We start from the raw sequence: 20,813 nt of genomic DNA on the forward strand, positions 1-20,813 counted from the left end.
GGGGAGGGGCCGGTCGGTCTGCCGTCGACCGGGTCTATCGGACCCAGCCCTTCTCGTACGACGTCCAGTCCTGCTCGGTGGCCGCGAAGTCCACGTACGCCGCCACGCCGAAGTTCTCGCGGTCGGCGTCGGTGCGGGACAGTCCCAGCCGGACGCCCCTCACGGCGGCGGCGACGGTCTCGGCGTGATTCCAGTGGCCGAACCGGTTCTCGTGGTAGAAGGGCAGGCCCATCAGGAGGTCGGTGGAGGCCGGGGTGACCTCCAGGGCGAGGGAGGTCTGCTGGGCGACGTAACCGCCGTAGGTGCTCTGCAGCGGCTGCATGGTGTCGTAGGACATCACGGCGATCTGGTCGACGCGGCGCGCGACCTGACCGAAGAACTTCTGCGACCACCACTTGGGGTGCCCGGTGGTCGTGCCCCAGAAGGAGTGGAAGCCGGGGACCGGGTCGATCTGGTGCGCGGCGACCGAGAGTTGGGCGTTCCGGGCCCTGGTGACGGCGCGCAGGTCGTCCAGCAGTCCGAGGTAGTGGCCGTCGTCGGAATGCAGCGGCTCGAGGTCGAAGTGGGCGCCCTGGAAACCGGCGGCGAGGATCTCGCGGGTGGACCGCACGACGGCGGCGCGGGTCTCGGCCCGCTCCAGGCGCATGCCGTTCGGACTCTCGGTGGCGAGGACGTCGCCGAGCCAGGCCTGGACGCGGAGCTTCGGCGCCTCCCGGTGGACGGCGGCTATGAACCGGGGCGCGCCCGCGTAGGCGGACGCGGGAAGCGTGCCGTCGTGCTCCAGGGGGCCGGCGTGCACGTACAGGTCGTGGATGCCGGTGTCCTGGAGACGCTCGGCCAGGGCCTTGACGTCGGCGTCGGTCTTGCGGCCGTCGACCCAGGCGTGACCGAGCCAGATGGCGTCCTTGCCGCGGGTGTACGTGCCGTCGGCCGGGTCGCCCAGGTAGTTCACGCGAAGGGCGGTCTCCGCGGCGAGGACCGGGAGGAGGAACAGCAGGACCACGGCGAGGGCGGTGCGGCGCACCAGCCGTCCTCGGCGCCCGCGCCGACGCGCCGTCCCGGCCGCGGGATCGTCGCCGGTCCCGTCGCCCCCGGCGCCGTCCCCGTCGCCCGTGCCTCCGGCACCGCCCGCAGCGCTGTCGTCGTCCGCAGAGCCGGGCACGCCCGGCGTATCGGCCGTCCCCGCCCCCGTCCCCGGCTCCGCGTCCTCCGTGGTTCCCGGTTCCCCTGTCGCCTCGGACTCCGTCGCCGGACTCCCGGGTGTCCCGGTCGCCGTCTTCGCCTTCGTCCGACCCGGTGGCCGTTCCATCACGGTTTCCCCCTCGCGTGTCGTTTTGCCCCACCGCCCCCGGCTCGGGTGCATCCCGGTCGCGTTGCCGTGATCGCGGCCATACGCTCCCGAATGTGACCTCTTCCTTGCTCCGGGGCCGGCCGCGGCGTGCCACGTCGCACATATCCGTGCGGGTGGCGCATGCCGTGCTGGGCGGTGCGGTCGGGGTCGTGTGGCTGGTGTTGCCAGGGATGACGTCCGGTGGCGACGCTCCGGTTGCGATCAAGAACCCGGCGCCCGGCGCGAGTGCCGCCGCGGCCGAGGACGACGACCGGGCCACCGTCGATCTGGTGCTGCCGCTCGTGGCGGTCGGCGCGGCCGGGGCGATCGCCGGGTACGGGTACCTGCGGCGGGTCCGGCGCACCCGCGTCCGGACGACTCCCGGCGCGGCCGGCAGCCCACCGCCGCCGAGGTCGTCGCCGCCCCTCGCCGCCCTCGACGAGGAGGCCTGCGGGGCGCTGGTCGAGGCCGACAACCGGGTCCGGGCGGCGCGCACCGAGCTCGGTTTCGCCGCGGCGCTGTGCACGGCGGAGGACCTGGAGACGTTCCGCGGGGCGGTGCGGGAGGCGGAGAACGAACTCGCGGCCGCGTTCCGGATGCGGCAGCGCTACGACGACGGGGTGCCGGCGGAGGAGGCGGCCCGGGAGCACACGCTCGCCGGGATCGTCGGACGGTGTACGGAGGCCGGGCGACGGCTGGATTCCGTGGCCGCGGAGTTCGGGCGGCTGCGGGGACTGGAACGGGAGCCGGGTGGGGCGTTGGGGGTCGCCGAGGCCCGGTTCCGGGAGCTGGCGGGGCGGGTGGGGGCCTCGGAGGCGGTGCTGGCCGGGCTCCGGGAGCGGTACGCGCCGACCGCGACGGCCTCCGTCACCGGAAGCGTCGAACAGGCCAAGGACCGCCTCCTGTTCGCCACCGTCCGGCTGAACCAGGCCCGTCAGTCGGCCGATTCGGGGCGACCGGAGCAGGCGGCCCGGCACCTGCGCGCCGCCGAGGACGCCGTCGCCCAGGCGGCCGTCTTCGTCGAGGGCGTCGACCGGCTGGCCGAGGAGCTGCGCGCGGCCGAACGGACCGTGCCGGCCGCCCTCACGGGCGCGGAGGCGGAGCTGGCCTGGGTCAGAGGACAGACGCCGCCCTCGTCACCACAGCCGCCGGCCCCCGGACCGGCGGCCCCGCCCCCGGACGCACCTCACCCCGGCCCGGGCGCGCCCCTCGCCGCCGCCGGGACGACCCCGGGCGGGTTCCAGGTCCGGCTGCTGCACGTCGACGCCGTGCTCGGCTCCGTGCGGCAGGAGGTGACCGGGGGACAGCCCGGGGATCCGGTGGGGGTGCTGCGCCGGGTGGTGCGGGCGATCGCGCCGGTCACCTCGGGGCGGGCCGGGGTGCTGCCGGCCGCCGCGCTGATCACCGCCCGCACCGCCACCGAGGCCGCCGCCGACTTCGTGGCCACGCACCGGGGCGCGGTCGGCGCCACCGCGCGGACCCGGCTGGCGGAGGCGCAACGGCTCCTCGCGACCGGGGCCCCGGCGGACCGCCCGTCCGCCGACGTCCTCGCCCTGGAGGCCCGGGACCTGGCCGAGCGCGACGTACGGGCGCACGGGAACCCGTACATGGCTGCCGCGGGCGCCGGGGAGACGGCCGGCACCGGCGGAGCCCTCCTCGGCGGCATCGTCCCGGCCGAGGATCCCGAGGACGGGACGCCCGCGGGCTTCGCCGGCCCGACGGGGCCCGCCCGGGCGGGGCGGGGCCCCGAGTGACCCTGCCCGCCGGCCGTTCGCCGGACGGGTACGAACGGCCTCAGAACAGGCTCAGCAACGCCTCCGCCGGGTCCGCCAGACCCGTCTCGCCGTCCGGCAGCGGCAGTTCGAACCACACCGTCTTGCCGCGCGGGGTACGGCGCGATCCCCAGGCCGCCGACAGCAGGCCCACCAGCTGGAGGCCCCGGCCGCCCTCGTCGGTGTCCCGGGCCCGGCGCCGGCGCGGCTGGACGAGGCCCGCGTCCCAGACCTCGCACACGAGGGTGCGGTCGAGGAGCAGCCGGAGCCTGATCTCGCCCTCGCCATACCGCAGCGCGTTGGTGACCAGCTCACTGACCAGCAGTTCCGTCGTGTCGACGAGGGGTTCGAGGTCCCAGGCCAGCAACTGGTTGCGGGCGTGCTCCCGGGCCCGCCCCACGCTGCGCGGTTCGCGCGGCAGGGTCCAGTCGCCGACCGAGTCGACGGGCAGGCCCTGCACGCGGGCCATCAGCAGCGCGATGTCGTCCTCGCCGTGGTGCGAGTCGAGGGTGTTGAGGACGTGGTCGCAGACGTCCTCGAGCGGGGCGCTGGGGTCGGTGAGAGCCCCCACGAACGCGTTGAGGCCCTCGTCCAGCGGATGGTCGCGCGACTCGACCAGTCCATCCGTGTAGAGCGCCAGCAGGGCGCCTTCGGGGAGTTCGACCTCCACCTCCTCGAAGGGCTCGCCGCCCACGCCGAGCGGCATGCCGGGCGGCACGTCGAGCATCAGCGCCGGCTCGCCGGGTTCGACGAGCACCGGGGGCAGATGGCCCGCGTTGGCGAACGTGCAGCGCCGGGTCACCGAGTCGTAGACCGCGTACACACAGGTCGCGAGGTACACCTCGGACAGGTCGGCCTCACGGGGCCGGCGGGCGGCCCGGGTGGCCTGCTGGACGCCTCCCGGGGTGCCGAGACCGCGGGCGATCTCGTCCAGCGCGGAGAGCACCTCGGCCGGTTCCAGGTCCAGCAGCGCCAGCGTCCGCACGGCCGTGCGCAGTTCACCCATCGCGACCGCCGCCCGCAGACCGCGGCCCATCACGTCGCCCACCACCAGCGCCGTGCGGTGGCCGGGCAGTTCGATGACGTCGAACCAGTCGCCGCCGACCTCGCTGGGGCGTCCCATGGAGACGTTGCCGGGGAGGTAGCGGCAGGCGATGTCCAGGCCCGAGGCCACCGGGTCCCCGGGCGGCAGCAGCGACCGTTGCAGTATCAGCGCCCGTTCGTGCTCCCGCCGGTACAGGCGCGCGTTGTCGATACAGACCGCCGCCCGCGCCGCCAGCTCCACGGCCAGGTCGCGGTCCCGGTCGCCGAACGGCTCGCTGCCCTTCGTCCGGGAGAACTGCGCGAGGCCGACGACGGTGTCGTGGGCGACCATCGGGACGGCGAGGGTGGACTGCACCAGGCCGCCGTCCTCGCCCGGGATGGCCTGCGGGCGGGCGGTGCGCAGGGCGTCCGCGCAGGGCGAGTTGAACGGGAAGTGGTGGACCGCGCCGACCGCGACGGGCGCGCCGGCGCCGGGGAAGGGGGCGTCGGAGACGGCGGAGGAGAAGGCGACCCGACGCAGTTCGGCGCTGCCGTCGGCGAGGCCGGGCGGGGTCTCGTCGCCGGCCAGGAGGCCCTGGTAGAGGTCCACGGTGGCCAGATCGCAGAAGCCGGGCACGACCACGTCGAGGAGTTCGCGCGCCGTCGTCTCCAGGTCGAGGGAGTTCCCTATGCGGGCGCCCGCCTCGTTCAGCAGGGCGAGATTGCGCCGGGCCGCGGCGGCCTCCCGGGCGGCGGCGCGGCGGGCGGTGATGTCGGTACCGAGCCAGGCGATGCCGATGGGCCGACCGGTGCCGCTGTGCACGCGGTAGAGGTTGATGGACCAGTGCCGGCGTTCGTCGGAGCCCGGCACGAAACCGGTGACGTGCATGTCCGTGATGGAGTCGCCGGTCTCCAGGACCCTGCGCAGGGTGGCGCTGACCCGGTCGGCCTCGGGCCGGGGCAGGTAGTCGTGGACTCCCTTGCCGCGGTGGTCGTCGGGGGTGCCGCCGAAGATCGAGGCGAACCGGTGGTTGGCGCGGCGGACCCGCAGATCGGGGTCGATCAGCAGGAAGCCGAACGGGGATTGGCCGAAAATGGCCTGCGAGGCGGCGAGGTCGGTCTCGATGCTGCGGAGCGTGCGGACGTCGACCACGATGCACACGGCGGCCTTCTCGCCGTCCATGCTGCGTGTCGGCATGACGTAGACCTCGGCGAGGCCCGTCTCGTCCCGGCCGCCGCCGGGCACCGGGTCCGGCAGCCGGAAGGGGACCACGCCGGTCCACTCCCGCCCGTCGAGGATCTCGGCCATCTTGCGCTGGCCGCGTTCGCGCAGGTCGGGGTCGATGAACGCGTCGATGGGGTCCATGCCCACGGCCCGCTCGGCGGGGATGCCGAAGATCTGCTCGGCGCGCAGGCTCCACTGGTCGACGAGGCCGTCGGGGCCGATCGAGAACGACGCGACCTTGATGTAGTCGTAGATCGAGCCGGGCGGACTGCTCTGCCACATGGCGTCACCGGGCGTCGCCGCCTCGCCCGGGCCGTCGGCGAGGCCGTGCGCGGCATCGGCGGCGAGCGCACTCGCGGCCTTCGCCCTCGCGCCGCCCGACGGGTCCTCGGACTCCGTGGCCTTCGCTGGTATCTCGCTCACGCGAACCGTCCCCTCCAGCTCACCGCGTCCGGCACCGGTCACCGACGGCGGCTGCCCGCAGTATCCAGCACTACGGGTCCGCACGACACGGTGTTCACGATCACAGCACGGTCCAGGCGTTTTTTGGACCGTGCCGCGACAACACTTCCAGTCTTCTAACCAGCGGACACGTCGTCGAACCACCTCTTCCGGGACCGGTCCCGGACCGGAACCGAACGGGCGACACCGCGAGGCCCGCCGTACACCGGCTCCTCCCCGCGAGACGCCCCCTCAACCCGGCACCGCCAGTTCGAACCACACCGTCTTGCCGGTGCCGCCGGGCCGGGAACCCCAGCGGCGCGAGGAGGAGGCCACCAGTTGCAGTCCGCGCCCGCTCTCGTCCTCGGGCCGGGCGACCCGCTCGCGGGGCGGGTCCGGCAACGGGTCGGAGACCTCGACCAGCAGGACGCCCGGCAGTCCGGCGGGGCGGACCAGGCGGAGGCCGATGGGGCCGGTCGCGTGCCGCAGCGCGTTCGTGACCAGCTCGCTGACCAGCAGCACCGCGATGTCGCTCAGGCTGTCGAGGCCCCAGTCGCCCAACTGGCCGCGGACGGCACCGCGGGCGGTGCGCACCGCACCGGGGTCCGCGGGGAACGTCCACTCGACGCAGTCTCCGTCGGTGTCGATCACGCCGATCACTTCCCGGGCCAGCGAGTACACCCATGTCCGGTTTCGTGGGGTTAATGGCCACATACCCGATATTCGGGAGGCAGTACCGCGCAGCCGGGCGCACTGTGTCACGAACGGCGTACGCGGCGGCCCGCCCCTCGCCCGAAGCGCCCCCGGTTCAGCGCACCCGCGGTTCGGCGGCGCCGGCACCGCACCGCGCGAGGGTCTCGCGCACCGCGGGTACGTCCTGGTCGAGCCAGTCGACGTCCCAGATCTCGGCCGGGGTGAGCCAGCGCAGCGCGTCATGGTCCTGGAGGGGCTCCGGAGCGGCGGAGCCGGGGCGCAGCCGGGCGGTCCACACCTGGAGCACGTAGGGCTGCCTGAGCGGCCACTCGCCGGGGACGCGCTCGACGGTGTCGGCGTCGACGCCGAGTTCCTCGCGCAGTTCGCGCACGAGGGCCGCCTCGGGCGCCTCGCCCTCCTCGACCTTTCCGCCGGGCAGCTCCCAGCGTCCGGCGAGTTCCGGGGGTGCGCTGCGGCGCGCGGCGAGCAGGCGGCCGGCGTCGAGCAGGGCGGCTCCCACCACCACGATCCGTTCCGTCATGGTCCGGAGCCTAGCGGGACCGGGCGGAACGTCAGTTCCGGGTGCCGTCCCCGTTCTGCGCCTGGGCCTGGCCCTGCGCCTGGGTCTGCGTCTGCCCCTGGCCGATGCGCTCGACCCAGTAGAGCTGCTTGTGGCCGCGGCTGTCGAGGCTGTCCGCGATCTTCTGGGCCTCGGCGCGGGTGGCGTACCTGCCCACGCGGTAGCGATTGCCGTTGTCGTCCTGCCGTATGACGAGCCAGGGCAGAGAGGTGGTGCTCTCGTTCATCACGCCCCACTCCCCCTTCTCGCCCCGGCACGCCCGGATCCCGTCCGCGGCGCGCCTCGCGCCCCGCCTTCCAAGGAAACCGCAATCCGCATATGCCCGAGCGTACGCCTTACCTTTACGCACCGAACACGACTTTGCACAAAGAGGTACGCAACCAGCCAAGACGCAGGGGGCGCGCGGGACCGAACGCGCCGTGCGCGCGCCGCGATGCATCCGGTCGGCGGGGGTCCGGGCACCTACGGGACGACCTGCGGGAACAACCGGAAACGACCGGATTCCGACGGCGCGCGGGCGGGCCGACGGCGGGCGGATACCGGGGGCAACTGCCGGAAGGGTGTGCGCCGCCCGGGCGAATGCGCTACCGCCCCGGACGGCGCCCCCGCCCCCACCGCTCCACCCGGGTTACTTCACCGGCAGGTGGTAGGCGACCCGGTAGCGGTCGGCCGGGATCACCACGTCGGCCGTCTCGACCGGGCGGCCCGAGGCGTAGTACGTGCGCTGCACGACGAGGACGACGTGCCCCGGGACGCCGCCGAGGGCGAGGAACTCCTCGGCCAGCCCGGGCCGGGCGCCGACCTCCTCCGTGACGTTGTCGACGATCACGTCGATGGCACGCATCCGCTCGACCACGCCCATGCCGCCGAGCGGGCCCTCCTCGGGCAGCATGACGGGGGTGCGGCCGGTGACGGCGAGGGGCTCCCAGGAGGTGGAGAGCATCATCGCGTCGCCGGCCTCCCGGAAGACGTACCGGGTGCACATCACACGGTCGCCGGACGCGATACCGAGCCGGTCGGCGACGGACACGCTCGCCTCGACCTGCTCGCTGCTGGACTCCCACGTCCCCCGCGTGTGCGCCTCCGCCTGCTCCTGCCGGAACGGCGTGGCACCGCTCACCGGGCGGTAGCCGGAGCGGGCGATCCGGCGCGGCACGGGCCGCTCGCGCACATACGTGCCCGAACCGGAGCGGCCCTCGACCAGCCCCTCGGCCATCAGCACCTTGCGCGCCTCGAGGGCGACGGTGTCGGAGACCCCGTACTCCTCGCGGATTCTCGCCTGGGAGGGGAGCCGCGTGTGCGGTGGCAGCGATCCGTCGGAGATCTTCTTGCGAAGATCACCCGCGACGCGCAGATACGCCGGCTGCTCACCGAATGTCACTGGCCACTCCCATCAGGTTGTACAGACAGCTACAGCCTGGCAACCGTGGGTTGTACCGTGCAAGCAAAGGCCAGAGAATCACTCGATGTGATGACATGTGCCCGGGAAACGCTTTACCCAGGCACTTTCTCCCCGCTATGGCCGCGATCACACATCAAGACCGCCGTCGCTGTCGCCCCCGCCCGTGCCGCCGCTCCCGCTCTCGGAGTCCTCGTCGTACGTAGGCGGGGTGGTGGCCAGGCCCAGAGCCTGGCGCGCGGTGACCGTGGTGGCGCCGTCGACGTATGCGTAGGCCTTGCCGTAGTGCTCGTAGTAGTCGTCGGCGTCGGTGGCCTTCGCCGCCGCGGCCCACTCCTTGCGCGCCTCCTGCATGTCCTTCGCCAGGACGGCGAGGGACTTCTCCCGGACCGGCGTCATCCAGTTGTGGCTGCCCAGCTGGTCCGCCTGGTTGCCGGTCGCCTTGGCGGCCTCACCGGCCCAGGTGCGGTTGGCCGCGAGGTCCTCCTCGGCGTACTCCTCCGGCTCCTCGAAGAGGACCTTGTCGACGGCCGCCATCGCGTTGAGGAAGGCGAACTGGTCGGCGTCGAGCGTCGACGCGTCGGCGCGCAGCGAACCGGTCAGCGTGCCCTTCTCGTCGACGTTGGCGAAGACGCAGGTGATCTCGCGGTCGCCCCAGCTCCAGCTGTCGGCAGTGGGCGTGAGGTAGTAGATGTCGACCTCGTCGGTCAGCGCCCAGGGGTCCATCGCGTAGGCGTCCTGGAGCGTGTAGCACTTGTCGTCGGCCACGTCCGTGACGTGGTCGTCGCCGGGGAAGCTGTCGCCGGACAGCGGGACCGAGGCGAACACCTCCGCGTCGTGCTCACCGGCGCAGTCCACCTCGTCGACGTCGTAGACGTCCTCGTCGAAGGTCTCCCCGGGCACGTCGAAGCAGTCGCCCTTGGCGAGCGCGAAGCTGGAGTTGCCGGTCGCGCCCTCCTTGAAGCCGTCCCAGAAGTCGGAGGCGCCGCCCGTGGACAGCGCCAGGACCCACACCGCGAGTCCGACCGAGGACAGGACCGTGCCCACGATCGCCATCGCCTTGCCGCGCTCCCCCCGCTTGCGGATCTGCACCAGCGCGAGGATCCCGAGGGCCAGCCCGACGCCCGGCAGGAAGCAGAGGATGCCGAGGACGAGGGAGGCGATGGCCACGCCGTTGACCGGCGAGGGCCGGCCGTAGGGGCTGTAGCCCTGTCCCCAGACGGGGTAGGGCACCGCGCCGTACGGGGCCTGCGGATACGGCGCCTGCGGGTACGCCCCCGCCGGACCCGGTGCCTGGCCCGGACCCGTCGGACCCTGTGGGCCGTACGGCCCCTGGGCGTACGGGTCCTGCCGGGGCGGCGCGAAGGGGTCCTGCGGGGGCGGGGCGAACGGGTCCTGCGGGTACGGGCTCTGCGGCTGCGGAGGCTGGTACGGGTCCTGGGGCTGGTGCGGCCCGGGAGGCGGGGGTATGGACACGGGTACCGTGCTCCTGGTTCAGACGGTTCAGGCAGTTGTACGACTGCGCGCATCGTAAGCGCGGCACCACCAGGGGCGATACGGGGATTCGGATCAGGCGGCCGCGCCCGCCTCCTCGACGAGCAGCTCCCGGGTGCAGTCCCGGATCAGGCCGTGGAAGGAGAACCGGGCCGGGGTGTCCTCCCGGATCAGGTTGTTCTCGATCAGCGCGTCGAAGTGGTGCTCCACGTCCCCGGCCGGCAGCCCCGTGACGAGGGCCGCGTGCGCGATGTCGTAGGAGGCGGACGGCTGGAGGCTGATGAGCCTGCTGAACTGCCGTGCGGGCGCGCTCAGATGGTCGTAGGACACCCGCAGCACGGCCATGAGGTCGCGGTCCGCGGTCTGGAGGCAGCGGGCCCGCTGTGCCGGGTGCGCGAGGCGCTCGACGAGGTCGGCGACGGCCCACGCGGGACGGTCGCGCAGCCGGGTCGCGGCGATGCGCAGGGCCAGCGGCAGCCGGCCGCACAGCTCGACGGCCCGCGCCACCTGCTCCGGCTCGCGCCGCGCGCGGGGCTCGCCGGCGATCCGCCGGAACAGCGTCACCGCGTCGGCGGGCGGCAGCACGTCGAGGCAGAGCGGCAGGGCGCCGTCCAGGGCGGTGAGCTTGCGCCGGCTGGTCACCAGCACCAGGGTCCCCCCGGTGCCCGGCAGCAGGGGGGTGACGTGGGCGCTGTCCGCCGCGTCGTCGAGGACGACCAGGCAGCGGCGGCCCGCCAGCCGTGAACGCCACAAGGCGCTGCGCTCCTCCAGGCTGGGCGGGATCTCCCGCGCGGTGAGACCGCTCGCCTGGAGGAGGACGGCCAGTGCCTGCTCGGTCGGCACCGGCGACCGGGTCACGCTGAAGCCGTGCAGGTTGATGAAGTACTGCCCGTCCGGGTAGAGCTCGGTGACCCGGTGGGCGAGGCGCACCGCCAGCGTCGTCTTGCCGACCCCGCCCATGCCGTCGATCGCCACCATCACCGGCGAGCCCCCCGGCTCCTGCTCGGCGACGGCCGACAGGCCGGCCAGCTCCGCGCCGCGCCCCGTGAAGTCCGTGAGGTCGTGGGGCAGGTAGTGCCTGCCGTTCCCGGGCGGGCCGGACGGTGCCGTCCTGCGGTCGTCGGGCGGCTCGGCGCCGGTCGCCGCGAGGGCGGGCCCGCCCGAACCGTGCAGGTCCGGGGAGTCGGCGAGGATCTCCGCGTGCAGGGCGCGCAGCCGGGGGCTCGGCTCCAGGCCGAGTTCGTCCACCAGGAACCGCCGGCCCTCGTCGTAGACCGCGAGGGCGTCGGCCTGCCGGCCGCTGCGGCACAGGGCGATCATCAGGCTGCCGCGCAGGGACTCGCGCAGCGGGTACTCCGCGATCAGCGCGTGCAGTTCCCCGACCAGGGAGCCGGCCTCACCGAGCTTCAGGCGCAGGGCGACGAGGTCCTCGACGGCGGTCAGCCGCTGCTCGGCGAGTTTCACCGCGGCGCCGGAGACGGCCGGGCACTGGATGCCGGCGAAGGCCTCCCCGCGCCAGAGGTCCACGGCCGACTGGAGCAGCCCGACGGCCTCGGCGTACCGGTGCTCGCGCTCCGCCGCCCTGGCCGCGCGCACCCGGCCGGCGAACCGGTGCGCGTCCACGGCGTCCTCGGGTACGACCAGGCGGTAGCCGACGTCCACGGTGACCAGACTGGTCCCGTCCGACGCGGAGAGGATGCGGCGCAGGTCGCGGATGGCGTTGTGCACCTGCGGACGGGCCGACGACGGCGGGTCCTCCCACAGCTCGTCCACCAGCACGTCCATCGGAACGACCCGGTTGGCGTTGAGGAGCAGCAGGGCGAGGAGCCGCTGTTGCCGCATGCCCCGGACGCGGATCGGGGTGCCCGACTCACGCAGTTCCAGAGATCCCAGGACCAGGAATTCCATTTCTTCTGTCCCCCGATGTCTTTCAACTCGGTTCAGCACATGCCCCCGTGAATGTTCAGGGGCCCCAGGTGACATCGCCGTCGGTGTGGTCGCCCGCGGTGGTGCGGAGGTCACTCTCGACGGCGTGCGTGATGTTCTTCGGAGAATCCGTGACGGTCACCGTCATCGCCATTCCACCGAGGACGATCAGCGCGGCGGCGACGATTTTGGAGACACGGGTGCCCTGCATGGATTTTCTCCTCGAATGAGTGAGTGGATTCCGGAGTGAATACTTCCGGACTGTTCAGCGGACTCTGCGGTGAACTCTTCGGCGGTTGTCGTTCCGTCGATGGCCCAACTCTGCTCGGCCGGCGGTCCCGAGGGAACAGCGGACGGCTGGACGGAATGTGCAGCGTCCTAACCCGTCCACCCCGACCTGGGGAAACGTGGGGCTCACGCGTCCCACCAGGGGCCGGGCACCAGGACCGCCCCGGAGGTCACGACGCCGTAGCCGAGCAGGTCCTGATGGTGGTCCACGGCCCGCCGCGACAGCCGCGCGGCACTGTCCTCGGCCGCGGCGAGAGAGTCGGCCAGGAGGAAAAGGCCCAGCGTGAGGCCCTCTTCGGCGTGCGCGTGCACGGAGACGTGTTCCAGGCCGTCGCTTTCCTCGGCGTACGAGGAAATGATCGCCGCCAGATCGGGCCGGGCATGGGCCTCGGCGGGAGCGCGCAGGCGCACGTGGATGAGATACATGAGTTCATCTTCGGCGCTGTCCTGCGGCGCCGGACCGACTCGGGAAGGACGCTTTATGCCATGGCATAAAGCGTCATGCGGAAGGGGCCCGGAACTCGCCCTCCAATGAGCGGGACACGCCTCGCGCCGGGCGGAATGGGCCGCGGGCCTCACTCTGGCACCGGGGATGGTTGAAAGCCGAGCGATTGGCCGGAACCGTCCTCCCTGCCGCCGATCCGCCATCCGCAGTTCAAGGTCAGTAAGCTCGGGGGCACTAAGTTTCGAACACAGTGTGTGCAGTGTGTGACAGCAACAGGGGGACTGCATCATGTTGGAGGTTCTGGGACTGGATGCCGAGGCAGAAGCCATCTACCGGTGGATGCTGGCCAATCCACTGGAGGGCATCATCGTCCTCGTGTCCCGGCTCGGGCTACCGGAGGAACGCGTCCGGGCGGGCCTGGACCGATTGAGCGAACTCGCGCTGATCCAGCCATCGGCCCGGCAGGGCACGGGGTTCCGGGCGGTCGGCCCGGAGACCGCCATGGAGGTCCTGCTGGCGCGCCAGCAGGCGGAGTTGGCGGCGCAGCAGATGCGCGTGGAGAAATCCAGAGCGGCCGCCGCGCAACTGATCGCCGAATGCTCCTCACTACGACCACGGGGCATCGACAGCGATTCGGAGCAGCTGGACGGTCTGGAGGCGATCCGGGAACGGCTCGCGGAGCTGGCCCAGTCGGCCCAGGTCGAGGTGGCCACGTTCGCGCCGGGCGGGGCGCACCGGGCCGAGGACCTCCAGGCCAGCCGCGCGCCCAACTCCGCCCTGCTCGACCGGGGGGTGCGGATGCGGACGGTCTATCTCGACAGCGTGCGCAACCACCAGCCCACGCTGGACCACGTCGGCTGGCTGCATTCCCGCGGCGGGCAGGTCCGTACCGTGCCCGAACTGCCGGTGCGGATGATCATCTTCGACCGGTGCAAGGCGGTGCTGCCGGTCGACACGAGCGACGCCCGGGTCGGCGGGGTGGTGCTGAGCGGGGCGGGGACGGTCGCGGCCCTGTGCGCGCTCTTCGAGGGGGTGTGGAACACCGCGACAGCGCTGGGGAGTACGCCGAAGTGCGAGGCGCGGGGCATGCCGCCGCAGGAGCGTGCCGTGCTCAAGATGCTCGCCCAGGGCTACACCGACGAGGCCATAGCCAAGCGCCTCGGGGTCTCCCCGCGTACAGCCCGGCGCACCGCCGCCACGCTGATGGAACGCCTGGACGCCCGCAGCCGTTTCGAGGCCGGGGTGCACGCCGTCCAGGACGGCTGGCTGCCCTCCTCGCGCTGAACGCTGAGCGCGGGCGGCGGGCGCGGGTCGTGGGCTTCGGCCACAAGCGCGGGTCGTGGGCGCGGGCGGCCGGTGCGAGCTCGCCGTAGCGGGCGGGCGCCTCGGGCCCTGTCGTCGCATTCCCGCCCGCCGCGCCCGGGGCGCGGACGGCGGAGGTGCGGTGACAGGGCCCGTACGGTCACGCGTGCACCGCGCCGCCGCGGGCCTCCTTGCGGTCCGCGAGGAGCAGGGCGAGGGCGGGCAGCAGGGTGACGGTGTAGATCGCGAGGACCCAGGTGAAGGAGTGGGCGAAGGCGCCGGGCACCAGCCCGTGGCGCTGCCGGGCCGCCTGCTCCAGGACCACCGTGACCACCGCGAGGGCCACCGTGCCGCCGATCCGCTGGATCAGGTTGAGCTGCGAGGAGGCGTCCGGGATGGACTGCGGGCGGATCGACTGGAAGGCCCGGGTCATCGCCGGCACGATCGTCAGTCCCGTGCCCAGGCCCCGCACCACGAGGCTCGCGCACAGCAGCACGTACGACGTGTCCGAGGACAGCGTGGTCAGCGGCACGGTCGCCAGCATCGTCAGGGTGAGGCCGACGAGGACGGTGCCGCCACCGCCCAGCCGTTTCATCAGCACCCGGCACAGCCAGACCGCGCCGACCACACCGAGGCCGCCGGTCGACATCAGCAGGCCGGTCGTCACGGCCGTCTCGCCGCGGGCGGTCTCGAAGTAGAGCGGGATGAGCATCATCGGCGAGTAGAGGACGAAGCCCAGGCAGAAGATGTTGATCGCGGCCGTCCGGTAGACGCGGTGGGCGAACAGCCGCACGTCGAGCAGCGGGTGGGCCGCGCGCAGCTCCCGTACGACGAACACCGTGCCGCTCGCCACGGCGAGGGCCAGCGGCGTCAGGAAGGCCGCCCGCCCCTCGAAGGCGTGGTCGGAGAACTCGTGGACGGCCAGCACGGTGCACACGGTGCAGGCGGCCGAGGACACCAGGCCGATCACGTCCAGCGGCTTGGCGGCGGCACTCTGACGCGGGGGGTCCTTGCGGACCCAGCGCAGGGTGACGAAGAGCAGGCCTGCGCAGAGCGGGACGTTGACGACGTACACCGCGGACCACCCTCCGGCCTCGACCAGGAGGCCGCCGATCGTGGGGCCGAGCAACGGGCTGATCAGCATGACGCTGCCGTTCAACGACTGGACCCGGCCCAGGTGTTCGCGGGGCACGCCACTGGTGAGCAGGATCGTCGACACGGGGGTGAGCACACCGGCGGCGGCGCCGGCGACCCCGCGGGCGGCGATCAGCTCGGGCAGGGTCTGGGAGGCCGCGCAGGCCGCCGAGCCGAGCGCGAACAGGAGGGTCGCGGCGGCGAAGACGCGCCGCACACCGAACCGGGTGGCCAGCCAGCCGGTGGCCGGCATGGTGGCGGCCAGCGCCATCAGGTAGGTGGTCACCACCCACTGGACCTGGCCGATCGAGCCGAACCTGGCCGTGGTCTCGTGCAGGGACACGTTGACGATGGTGGTGTCGAGCAGGGCGAGGAAGCCGCCGGCGACGGCCGCGGCCATCGTGACGAGAGCGGGGGCGGAAGCTGCCCGCGGAGGGCTCGCCGCGTCCTCTTTGGTCTGTTCGGTCAGTGCCATGGGTGGGCGTCCTTAGCGGGGCGATGAGGTCAACAGGGCGGTGGGCCGCGGTGGTTCACGCCGGCCGGCGCGGGTCGGTCGGGTGGGCCGGTCGGGTGGGCCGGTGCGGGTCGGTCGGCGGGGGGCGGTCAGCGCGGGTCGGTCAGCGCGTGCTCGATGTCGTCGAGGACCGCCCCGGCCGCCTCGCGCGCGCCGGGGCGCCTGCGGCACGACAGGGTCAGCTCGGTCTCGTCGCCGACCTGACAGGTGCTCAGGAACATCTCGGCGTAGGGCACGAGCATCGGCAGCGTGGAGAAGCCGGTGGGCCGGAACCCGTCGGTGCGCAGTGCCGCGGTGTCGATCCGGCCGTGGTCGGAGACGATCGCCGTGCACGGGAACCGGGTGCCGTCCAGTTCCTGCGCCTCGCGCAGCGAGTTGGCGAAGGGGTTGCTGCGCAGGAAGTCGCCTTCCAGCGCGGCCACCTCGCGCTTGCCCAGCAGGGCGCGGACGATCTGGCCGTGCAGCCGCTGCCAGCTGTCGTCGCGGTGCAGGTCCAGCACCAGGCGGGAAGTGAGGTTGGCGGTGGAGCGGACCGTGCGGTCGTGGCGGCGCAGGTCCACCGGCACGATCAGCCGGCCCGTCTCGCCGCCCAGCCGCCGGGAGAGGGCGGCGGCCACCCGGGCGGTGACCGCCGACGGGGCCGCCCGCACCCGGCGCCGTACCCACAGCGGGGTGCCGTCGGCCGGTCCGTCCCCGAGGATCGCGGGCAGGCCCTCCAGCCGGGCGGGCGGCTCGGCCGGCGGCACCTTCCCCGCGGCCGTGCGGAAGTGGGTGTCGTCGACGACGGACGCGGCCCCGACCGGCTCCTCGCCGCGCAGCACCCGGAACACGTCGGCGATCCACTGCCGGAGCCCGCGGCCGTCGGTGACGATGTGGCTGGCCCGGACGACCAGCCGGCACGACGGCCCCTCGACGAGCCCGACCTCGCAGACCGGGCCGGTGACGACGTCCAGGTCACGGTGGAAGAAAGGGGCGTCGAAGCCGTCGTCGCCGGGGAGTTCGACGACCGGCGGGGGCGGGCCGTCGGCGCGCCAGCCGGCGCCCCGGCGCCACACCGCGAGGCCGGGGCTCGCGAGGGTGGCGGACCGTACGGCGGCGCGCAGCGCGTCGGGGTCGATGCGGCCCTCGCCCTCGACGATCATCTGGATGAGCTGCGGGGTGCCAGTGGCCGCGGCGTTCAGATAGCCGCGCTCGATCTGCGAGATACGGCGGGTGTAGGGCCGTACAGCGGCCGCTGTTGCTGTCATGCCGGCTCCGGGGTCGGGGTGTGCATACGGACGGGGGCGGGGGTGTCGGCCGCGAGGGCCAGGTGCATCGCCGGGGCGACGGTCGCCGAACGCACCTGGTACGAGCCCACGTTGGTGGGCCGCCAGCCCGGCCGCCACGCGGGCAGCCGGACCCCGGCGAAGGTCTCCTTGGTGACGTGCGAGGCCTTGATGAGCGCCTCGCACTCGGCGAAGTCCCGGATCTCGGCGGGCTGCCGGCGGCCGAGCAGGGTGCCGAGCCACCGCATGGCGGCCGGGCGGTCCCGCTCGTCCTGGAGGTCCACCCCGAGGTTCACCGCGCCGGCCGACAGGGCCACGGCGCTGTAGTCGTCGCAGTGCGCGACCGAGGCGGTGAGGTGGTGGGCCGGGATGTGCCAGCGCTTGTGGCCGTCCCTCGTGAGGTCCCGCGCCCCGATGTCGAGGCCGTACAGCCGGGCCGCGGCCTCGATGATCAGCGAGCGCCCGGAGGCGTTCAGGCGGTGGCCCATGTGGTCGCGGGGAAGGTGGGGGTGGTGGGTGACCAGGCAGTCGATCGGGACGGGGCGGACCGCGCCGCGCACGACCGGATCCATCACCAGCCCCAGCAGCGCCCCCATCACGCCTCCGTGTCGAACACGGCCGCCGCGTAGCTGCCGCCGTAGGCGAAGCTGGAGAGCAGGAGACCGCCCGGCCGGGTCGGGGCGGTCAGCGCCGCCACCAGGCCCAGGGCGCCCGCGCTGCCGTAGGTCTCCCCCAGCAGTGCCTTGGGGGTGATCGTCGGACGGTCCGAGAGGCCCGCCAGCCGCAGGGCCCGGGACTGGGCGGTGTCCACCAGGCTGTAGCCGGAGGCCGCCGAGACGACGGTGCCGATCCCGTCGGGCGTCACACGGGCCTCGGCCATCGCGCCGCGCAGGGCGCGTGCCCAGGCCTCGCCGTCGCGGCCGATACGGCCGATCCCGGCCGACTCGCCGGAGGCGCCGTAGCCGCGCACCCTCGCCAGGACGTCCGCGCCCCGGGACGAGGCCGACCGCTCGCTCTCCAGAAGGACGGCCGCCGCTCCTTCGCTGAGCACCATGCCGCTGCGACCGCCGGGAACCACCGGACCGGAGCGCGCGTAGCCGGGAAGGCCGGCCTGGGTGGCCAGGGCCTGCTCGGGGAACTCGTCGGCGATCACCACCATGATCCGGTCCGCCATGCCGCGCGCGATGACCCGGGCGGCGAGCTGGAGGGCCAGGACGGAGCTCGTGCCGCCGTTGGCGATCGTCGCGGTGTAGCCGCGGTAGCGGTGGAGCATGGCCACGTGACCGGCGGCCGCGTTGACGACCGTGTTGGCGAACAGCGCCGGGTTGGCGCCGCTGATGCCCCGTTCGAGGACGCCCTTGTGGAACTGGAGGACCGAGGTGACCGGCCCGTAGCCGGTCGCGAACACGATGCCCGTGCCCTCGGCCTCGGCCCGCGAGGGCTTGCCGTGCCGGCCGTAGAGGTCGGCGACCGCGGCGGCGGCCAGCAGGCTCAGCGGGTCCATGCGGCGCGCCCGGCTCGGGTTGATGCCCCGGGCGGCCGACTTGACGTCCACCCGGCCGACCGGCACCGCGCCCACGCCCTCGACGTGCTCGGAGGCGGTGAAGCAGGCGCGTTCGGCGTCGAGGGCGGCCACCAGGTCGGCGGTGTTGCCCGCGCCGCCCGCCAGCCCCGCCACCCCGGTGACGACGACCTCGTGGACCTGCTCGGTGCGGCGCGGCCCCGAGGTCGGGCGGCCCGGCCGGTTGAGGACGACGGAGGCGTTGTTGCCACCGAAGGCGAAGGAGTTGGAGATGACGACCTCGGGACGGGCCCCGGCGCGGCCGGTGTCCGGGATGACGTCCAGGCCGAACGGCTGGGCCACACCCCGGGTGTTGATGGTGGGCGGCAGGGCGCCCCGGTCGATGGCCAGGGTGCTGACGACCGCCTCGACCGCGCCGGCCGCGCCGAGGGTGTGGCCGAGGATCGACTTGGTGGAGCTGGCCGGCGGCACCGAGGCGCCGAACAGCAGCTTCACGGCCTTCGGCTCGGAGGCGTCGTTCGCGGGGGTGCCCGTGCCGTGCAGGTTGAGATAGTCGACGTCCTGCGGGGTCAGGCCCGCCGTGTCCAGCGCCTGGGCCATGGCGGCGCAGGCGCCCTTGCCGCTCGGGTCGGGCGCGGTCTGGTGGTAGCCGTCGCAGGAGAGGCCGTAGCCGCCCAGCTCGGCGAGGACCCGGGCTCCCCGGGAGGCCGCGCGGTCCGCCGACTCCAGGACCATGAACCCGGCCCCCTCCCCGAGGGTCAGGCCCGTGGAGGCGGACATCGGCGAGCACGGCTCCGGGTCGAGCGCGCCCAGGGCGCTGAACCCGTACGCCGAGAGCGAGGCGAGAGGGTCGACACCGCCGCAGATGACGTGGTCGACGTCCCCCTTCCACAGCAGCTCGGCCGCGTAGCCGAGGGCCACGGCGCTGGCCGCGCAGGCGTTGGACAGGACCACGCGCGGGCCGCGCAGGTCGAACTCGGCGGCGATGTAGTCGCCGACGCAGGGCAGTTGGACGGCGGCCGCCCGCTCCGCGTCCAGCTTCCCCTCGTGGACGAGGTCCGCGTGGACGCTCTCCAGCGTCGGCATGGCGCCGAGGCTGGAGCCGACCACGACCGCGACCCGGTCCCGGTCGACGGTGTCCAGGTCGAGCCCGCTGCTGTCCAGGGCCTCGCGGATGGCGGTGGCGGCGAGGCCGTAGCAGCGGTCGACGTCGGCCGGCTGCTCGCCGGTGACCATGCCGGCCCACTCGGTCAGCAGCTCGGACGTGTCCATGAGGGTGTTGGTGCGGATGCCGGAGGTACCGGCCGCGATGGACGACCAGCCCTTCTCGACGTCGTCACCGGCACCGGTGATCAGTCCCAGGCCCGTCAGGGCGATTCTCGGTGTGGACATCAGGCGATCCGGGTGGTGAGGGAGCGGGCGATGACGCGGGGCAGGGTGACGGTGCGCAGCGGGCGCTCGGCACTCTGCTCGTCCTGGGCGGCCAGTTCGAGACCGGAGACCCAGAACGGGGCGTCCAGGAGGGCGAAGACGAGCTCCTCCTCCGGGTTGGCGCAGGGCGCCTGCCACAGGACCGTGCCGATCTCCCGGCCGGCCGCCGTCACCTGCGTGCCGGCCGTGAAGCGGCTGTCGGCGGGGGCGGCCAGGGCGGTCAGCCGGGCGGTCTCGGCGGTCGGCCTGACCAGGTCGTCCGAGCCGCGGAACTCGCCGACCCGGTTCCAGTCGATCATCCAGGACAGGTCGGCCTCGTCGACCGACAGCCCGGCGAAGCCCGCGGCGTAGACGGCCATGCCGGCCTCGGCCTGGACCCGGGCGAGGCCCTCCGCGCCGACCGGCGCGCCGCCCTCCTCCCGGACCGCGGCGAGCACGGCCTGGTGGGCGGCCTCGGGGGCGTTGCTGAGGAGCAGGTAGCCGTACTCGCCGGTGGTGCCGACGCGGGCCAGGTGGGCGAGGGCGGCCGGGTCGTCGGGCAGCGCGGCCTCGGTGACGGCGTGCAGGGTCAGGCCCGAGATGTCGAAGTCGACGAAGCGTGCCGCGACCGACCAGGCCGTCGGGCCCTCGAACGCCGTGGCGGCCCAGCCCTCCGGCTCGATGTCGACCTCGACGCCCTCGGGGACGTCCAGCCCGTCGAGGTAGCCGCGCAGCTCGTCGGCGCTCACCGCGGTGCGGGGCAGCAGCCAGGCGTCCTCGCCGATCTCGAAGTGCAGCAGGATCGCGAACGGGGTGCCGTCGGCGTTCAGGGCCAGCACCTCGCGGACGGAGTCCGGCTCGACGAAGTCGCCCGACTTGGCCAGGAACAGGTCGAGCAGCGACAGCCGCTCGTCGCCGGAGACGCGGACCAGCGGGGCGTCGATCCGGTAGGCGCCGATGGTGGTGCGCAGGGTCGCGTAGTCGTCCGAGGCGGTACGGAGGGCGGAGACGGTGGTGGTGGTCATGGTGTGGCGTTTCCTCTCGGGAAAA

Annotated in this window: 17 protein-coding genes; 2 read left to right on the forward strand and 15 right to left on the reverse strand. The window is 73.6% G+C overall.

Going from position 1 to position 20,813, the window contains the following annotated elements:
- Positions 1-34 precede the first annotated feature (34 nt).
- Positions 35-1,312, reverse strand: coding sequence for a hypothetical protein (locus tag OG440_RS12710; RefSeq protein WP_406006951.1), 1,278 nt, complete (start codon positions 1,310-1,312; stop codon positions 35-37).
- 92 nt (positions 1,313-1,404) lie between these two features.
- Between OG440_RS12710 and OG440_RS12715 the strand changes: the two genes are divergently transcribed.
- A complete protein-coding gene (locus OG440_RS12715) occupies positions 1,405-3,084 on the forward strand; it encodes a hypothetical protein (RefSeq protein WP_406006952.1) in 1,680 nt (559 codons plus the stop codon).
- A 40-nt stretch (positions 3,085-3,124) separates the two neighbouring features.
- Here OG440_RS12715 and OG440_RS12720 read toward each other — a convergent pair whose 3' ends face one another.
- From OG440_RS12720 to OG440_RS12760, 9 genes are all read right to left on the reverse strand, one after another.
- Positions 3,125-5,773, reverse strand: a complete 2,649-nt coding sequence (locus tag OG440_RS12720) for a SpoIIE family protein phosphatase (protein ID WP_406006953.1) — start codon at positions 5,771-5,773, stop codon at positions 3,125-3,127.
- A gap of 270 nt (positions 5,774-6,043) precedes the next feature.
- A complete protein-coding gene (locus OG440_RS12725; RefSeq protein WP_406006954.1) occupies positions 6,044-6,472 on the reverse strand; it encodes an ATP-binding protein in 429 nt (142 codons plus the stop codon).
- 127 nt (positions 6,473-6,599) lie between these two features.
- Positions 6,600-7,025: a (deoxy)nucleoside triphosphate pyrophosphohydrolase gene (locus OG440_RS12730; protein ID WP_406006955.1), complete on the reverse strand. Its 426-nt coding sequence runs from the start codon at positions 7,023-7,025 to the stop codon at positions 6,600-6,602.
- 31 nt (positions 7,026-7,056) lie between these two features.
- Positions 7,057-7,290, reverse strand: a complete 234-nt coding sequence (locus tag OG440_RS12735) for an SPOR domain-containing protein (RefSeq protein WP_406006956.1) — start codon at positions 7,288-7,290, stop codon at positions 7,057-7,059.
- A gap of 402 nt (positions 7,291-7,692) precedes the next feature.
- Positions 7,693-8,445, reverse strand: coding sequence for a GntR family transcriptional regulator (locus OG440_RS12740; protein ID WP_406006957.1), 753 nt, complete (start codon positions 8,443-8,445; stop codon positions 7,693-7,695).
- Between the two features lie 147 nt (positions 8,446-8,592).
- Entirely contained in the window at positions 8,593-9,939 is a 1,347-nt protein-coding gene (locus OG440_RS12745) for a DUF4190 domain-containing protein (RefSeq protein ID WP_406006958.1), read from the reverse strand.
- A gap of 93 nt (positions 9,940-10,032) precedes the next feature.
- Positions 10,033-11,865: a BTAD domain-containing putative transcriptional regulator gene (locus OG440_RS12750; RefSeq protein WP_406006959.1), complete on the reverse strand. Its 1,833-nt coding sequence runs from the start codon at positions 11,863-11,865 to the stop codon at positions 10,033-10,035.
- Between the two features lie 55 nt (positions 11,866-11,920).
- Complete coding sequence (locus OG440_RS12755) at positions 11,921-12,094, reverse strand: hypothetical protein (RefSeq protein ID WP_020127978.1); 174 nt, start codon at positions 12,092-12,094, stop codon at positions 11,921-11,923.
- A 203-nt stretch (positions 12,095-12,297) separates the two neighbouring features.
- On the reverse strand, positions 12,298-12,597 hold the full coding sequence (locus OG440_RS12760; protein WP_406006960.1) for a hypothetical protein: 300 nt from the start codon (positions 12,595-12,597) through the stop codon (positions 12,298-12,300).
- Positions 12,598-12,904: 307 nt separating this feature from the next.
- On the opposite strand from OG440_RS12760, the gene OG440_RS12765 reads away from it, so the two are divergent.
- Entirely contained in the window at positions 12,905-13,900 is a 996-nt protein-coding gene (locus tag OG440_RS12765) for a LuxR C-terminal-related transcriptional regulator (RefSeq protein ID WP_406006961.1), read from the forward strand.
- Between the two features lie 178 nt (positions 13,901-14,078).
- Here OG440_RS12765 and OG440_RS12770 read toward each other — a convergent pair whose 3' ends face one another.
- From OG440_RS12770 to OG440_RS12790, 5 genes are all read right to left on the reverse strand, one after another.
- Complete coding sequence (locus OG440_RS12770; protein WP_406006962.1) at positions 14,079-15,527, reverse strand: DHA2 family efflux MFS transporter permease subunit; 1,449 nt, start codon at positions 15,525-15,527, stop codon at positions 14,079-14,081.
- 128 nt (positions 15,528-15,655) lie between these two features.
- Positions 15,656-16,813 carry a hypothetical protein gene (locus OG440_RS12775; RefSeq protein WP_406006963.1) on the reverse strand — a complete coding sequence of 386 codons (1,158 nt, stop codon included), beginning with the start codon at positions 16,811-16,813 and terminating at the stop codon, positions 15,656-15,658.
- Positions 16,810-17,427, reverse strand: coding sequence for a hypothetical protein (locus OG440_RS12780; protein ID WP_406006964.1), 618 nt, complete (start codon positions 17,425-17,427; stop codon positions 16,810-16,812). Before OG440_RS12780 ends, OG440_RS12775 begins: the two co-directional genes overlap by 4 nt.
- The gene (locus OG440_RS12785) at positions 17,427-19,745 is read right to left on the reverse strand and encodes a beta-ketoacyl synthase N-terminal-like domain-containing protein (protein ID WP_406006965.1); all 2,319 of its coding nucleotides are present in this window, start codon (positions 19,743-19,745) and stop codon (positions 17,427-17,429) included. The genes OG440_RS12780 and OG440_RS12785 overlap by 1 nt, the downstream gene beginning before the upstream one ends.
- A complete protein-coding gene (locus OG440_RS12790) occupies positions 19,745-20,788 on the reverse strand; it encodes an aminomethyl transferase family protein (protein ID WP_406006966.1) in 1,044 nt (347 codons plus the stop codon). The genes OG440_RS12785 and OG440_RS12790 overlap by 1 nt, the downstream gene beginning before the upstream one ends.
- Positions 20,789-20,813: the final 25 nt, after the last annotated feature.

The sequence above is a fragment of the Streptomyces sp. NBC_00637 genome, from assembly GCF_045161545.1.
In the GTDB taxonomy this organism is placed as follows: Bacteria; Actinomycetota; Actinomycetes; order Streptomycetales; family Streptomycetaceae; genus Streptomyces.

What these genes read in the sequence shown, in the direction of transcription:
- OG440_RS12730 (WP_406006955.1), bottom strand. Translation starts at nt 7,025, where the DNA reads ATGACGGAACGGATCGTGGTGGTGGGAGCCGCCCTGCTCGACGCCGGC.
- OG440_RS12785 (WP_406006965.1), bottom strand. Translation starts at nt 19,745, where the DNA reads ATGTCCACACCGAGAATCGCCCTGACGGGCCTGGGACTGATCACCGGT.
- OG440_RS12755 (WP_020127978.1), bottom strand. Translation starts at nt 12,094, where the DNA reads ATGCAGGGCACCCGTGTCTCCAAAATCGTCGCCGCCGCGCTGATCGTC.
- OG440_RS12790 (WP_406006966.1), bottom strand. Translation starts at nt 20,788, where the DNA reads ATGACCACCACCACCGTCTCCGCCCTCCGTACCGCCTCGGACGACTAC.
- OG440_RS12775 (WP_406006963.1), bottom strand. Translation starts at nt 16,813, where the DNA reads ATGACAGCAACAGCGGCCGCTGTACGGCCCTACACCCGCCGTATCTCG.
- OG440_RS12780 (WP_406006964.1), bottom strand. Translation starts at nt 17,427, where the DNA reads ATGGGGGCGCTGCTGGGGCTGGTGATGGATCCGGTCGTGCGCGGCGCG.
- OG440_RS12750 (WP_406006959.1), bottom strand. Translation starts at nt 11,865, where the DNA reads ATGGAATTCCTGGTCCTGGGATCTCTGGAACTGCGTGAGTCGGGCACC.
- OG440_RS12735 (WP_406006956.1), bottom strand. Translation starts at nt 7,290, where the DNA reads ATGAACGAGAGCACCACCTCTCTGCCCTGGCTCGTCATACGGCAGGAC.
- OG440_RS12760 (WP_406006960.1), bottom strand. Translation starts at nt 12,597, where the DNA reads ATGTATCTCATCCACGTGCGCCTGCGCGCTCCCGCCGAGGCCCATGCC.
- OG440_RS12765 (WP_406006961.1), top strand. Translation starts at nt 12,905, where the DNA reads ATGTTGGAGGTTCTGGGACTGGATGCCGAGGCAGAAGCCATCTACCGG.
- OG440_RS12770 (WP_406006962.1), bottom strand. Translation starts at nt 15,527, where the DNA reads ATGGCACTGACCGAACAGACCAAAGAGGACGCGGCGAGCCCTCCGCGG.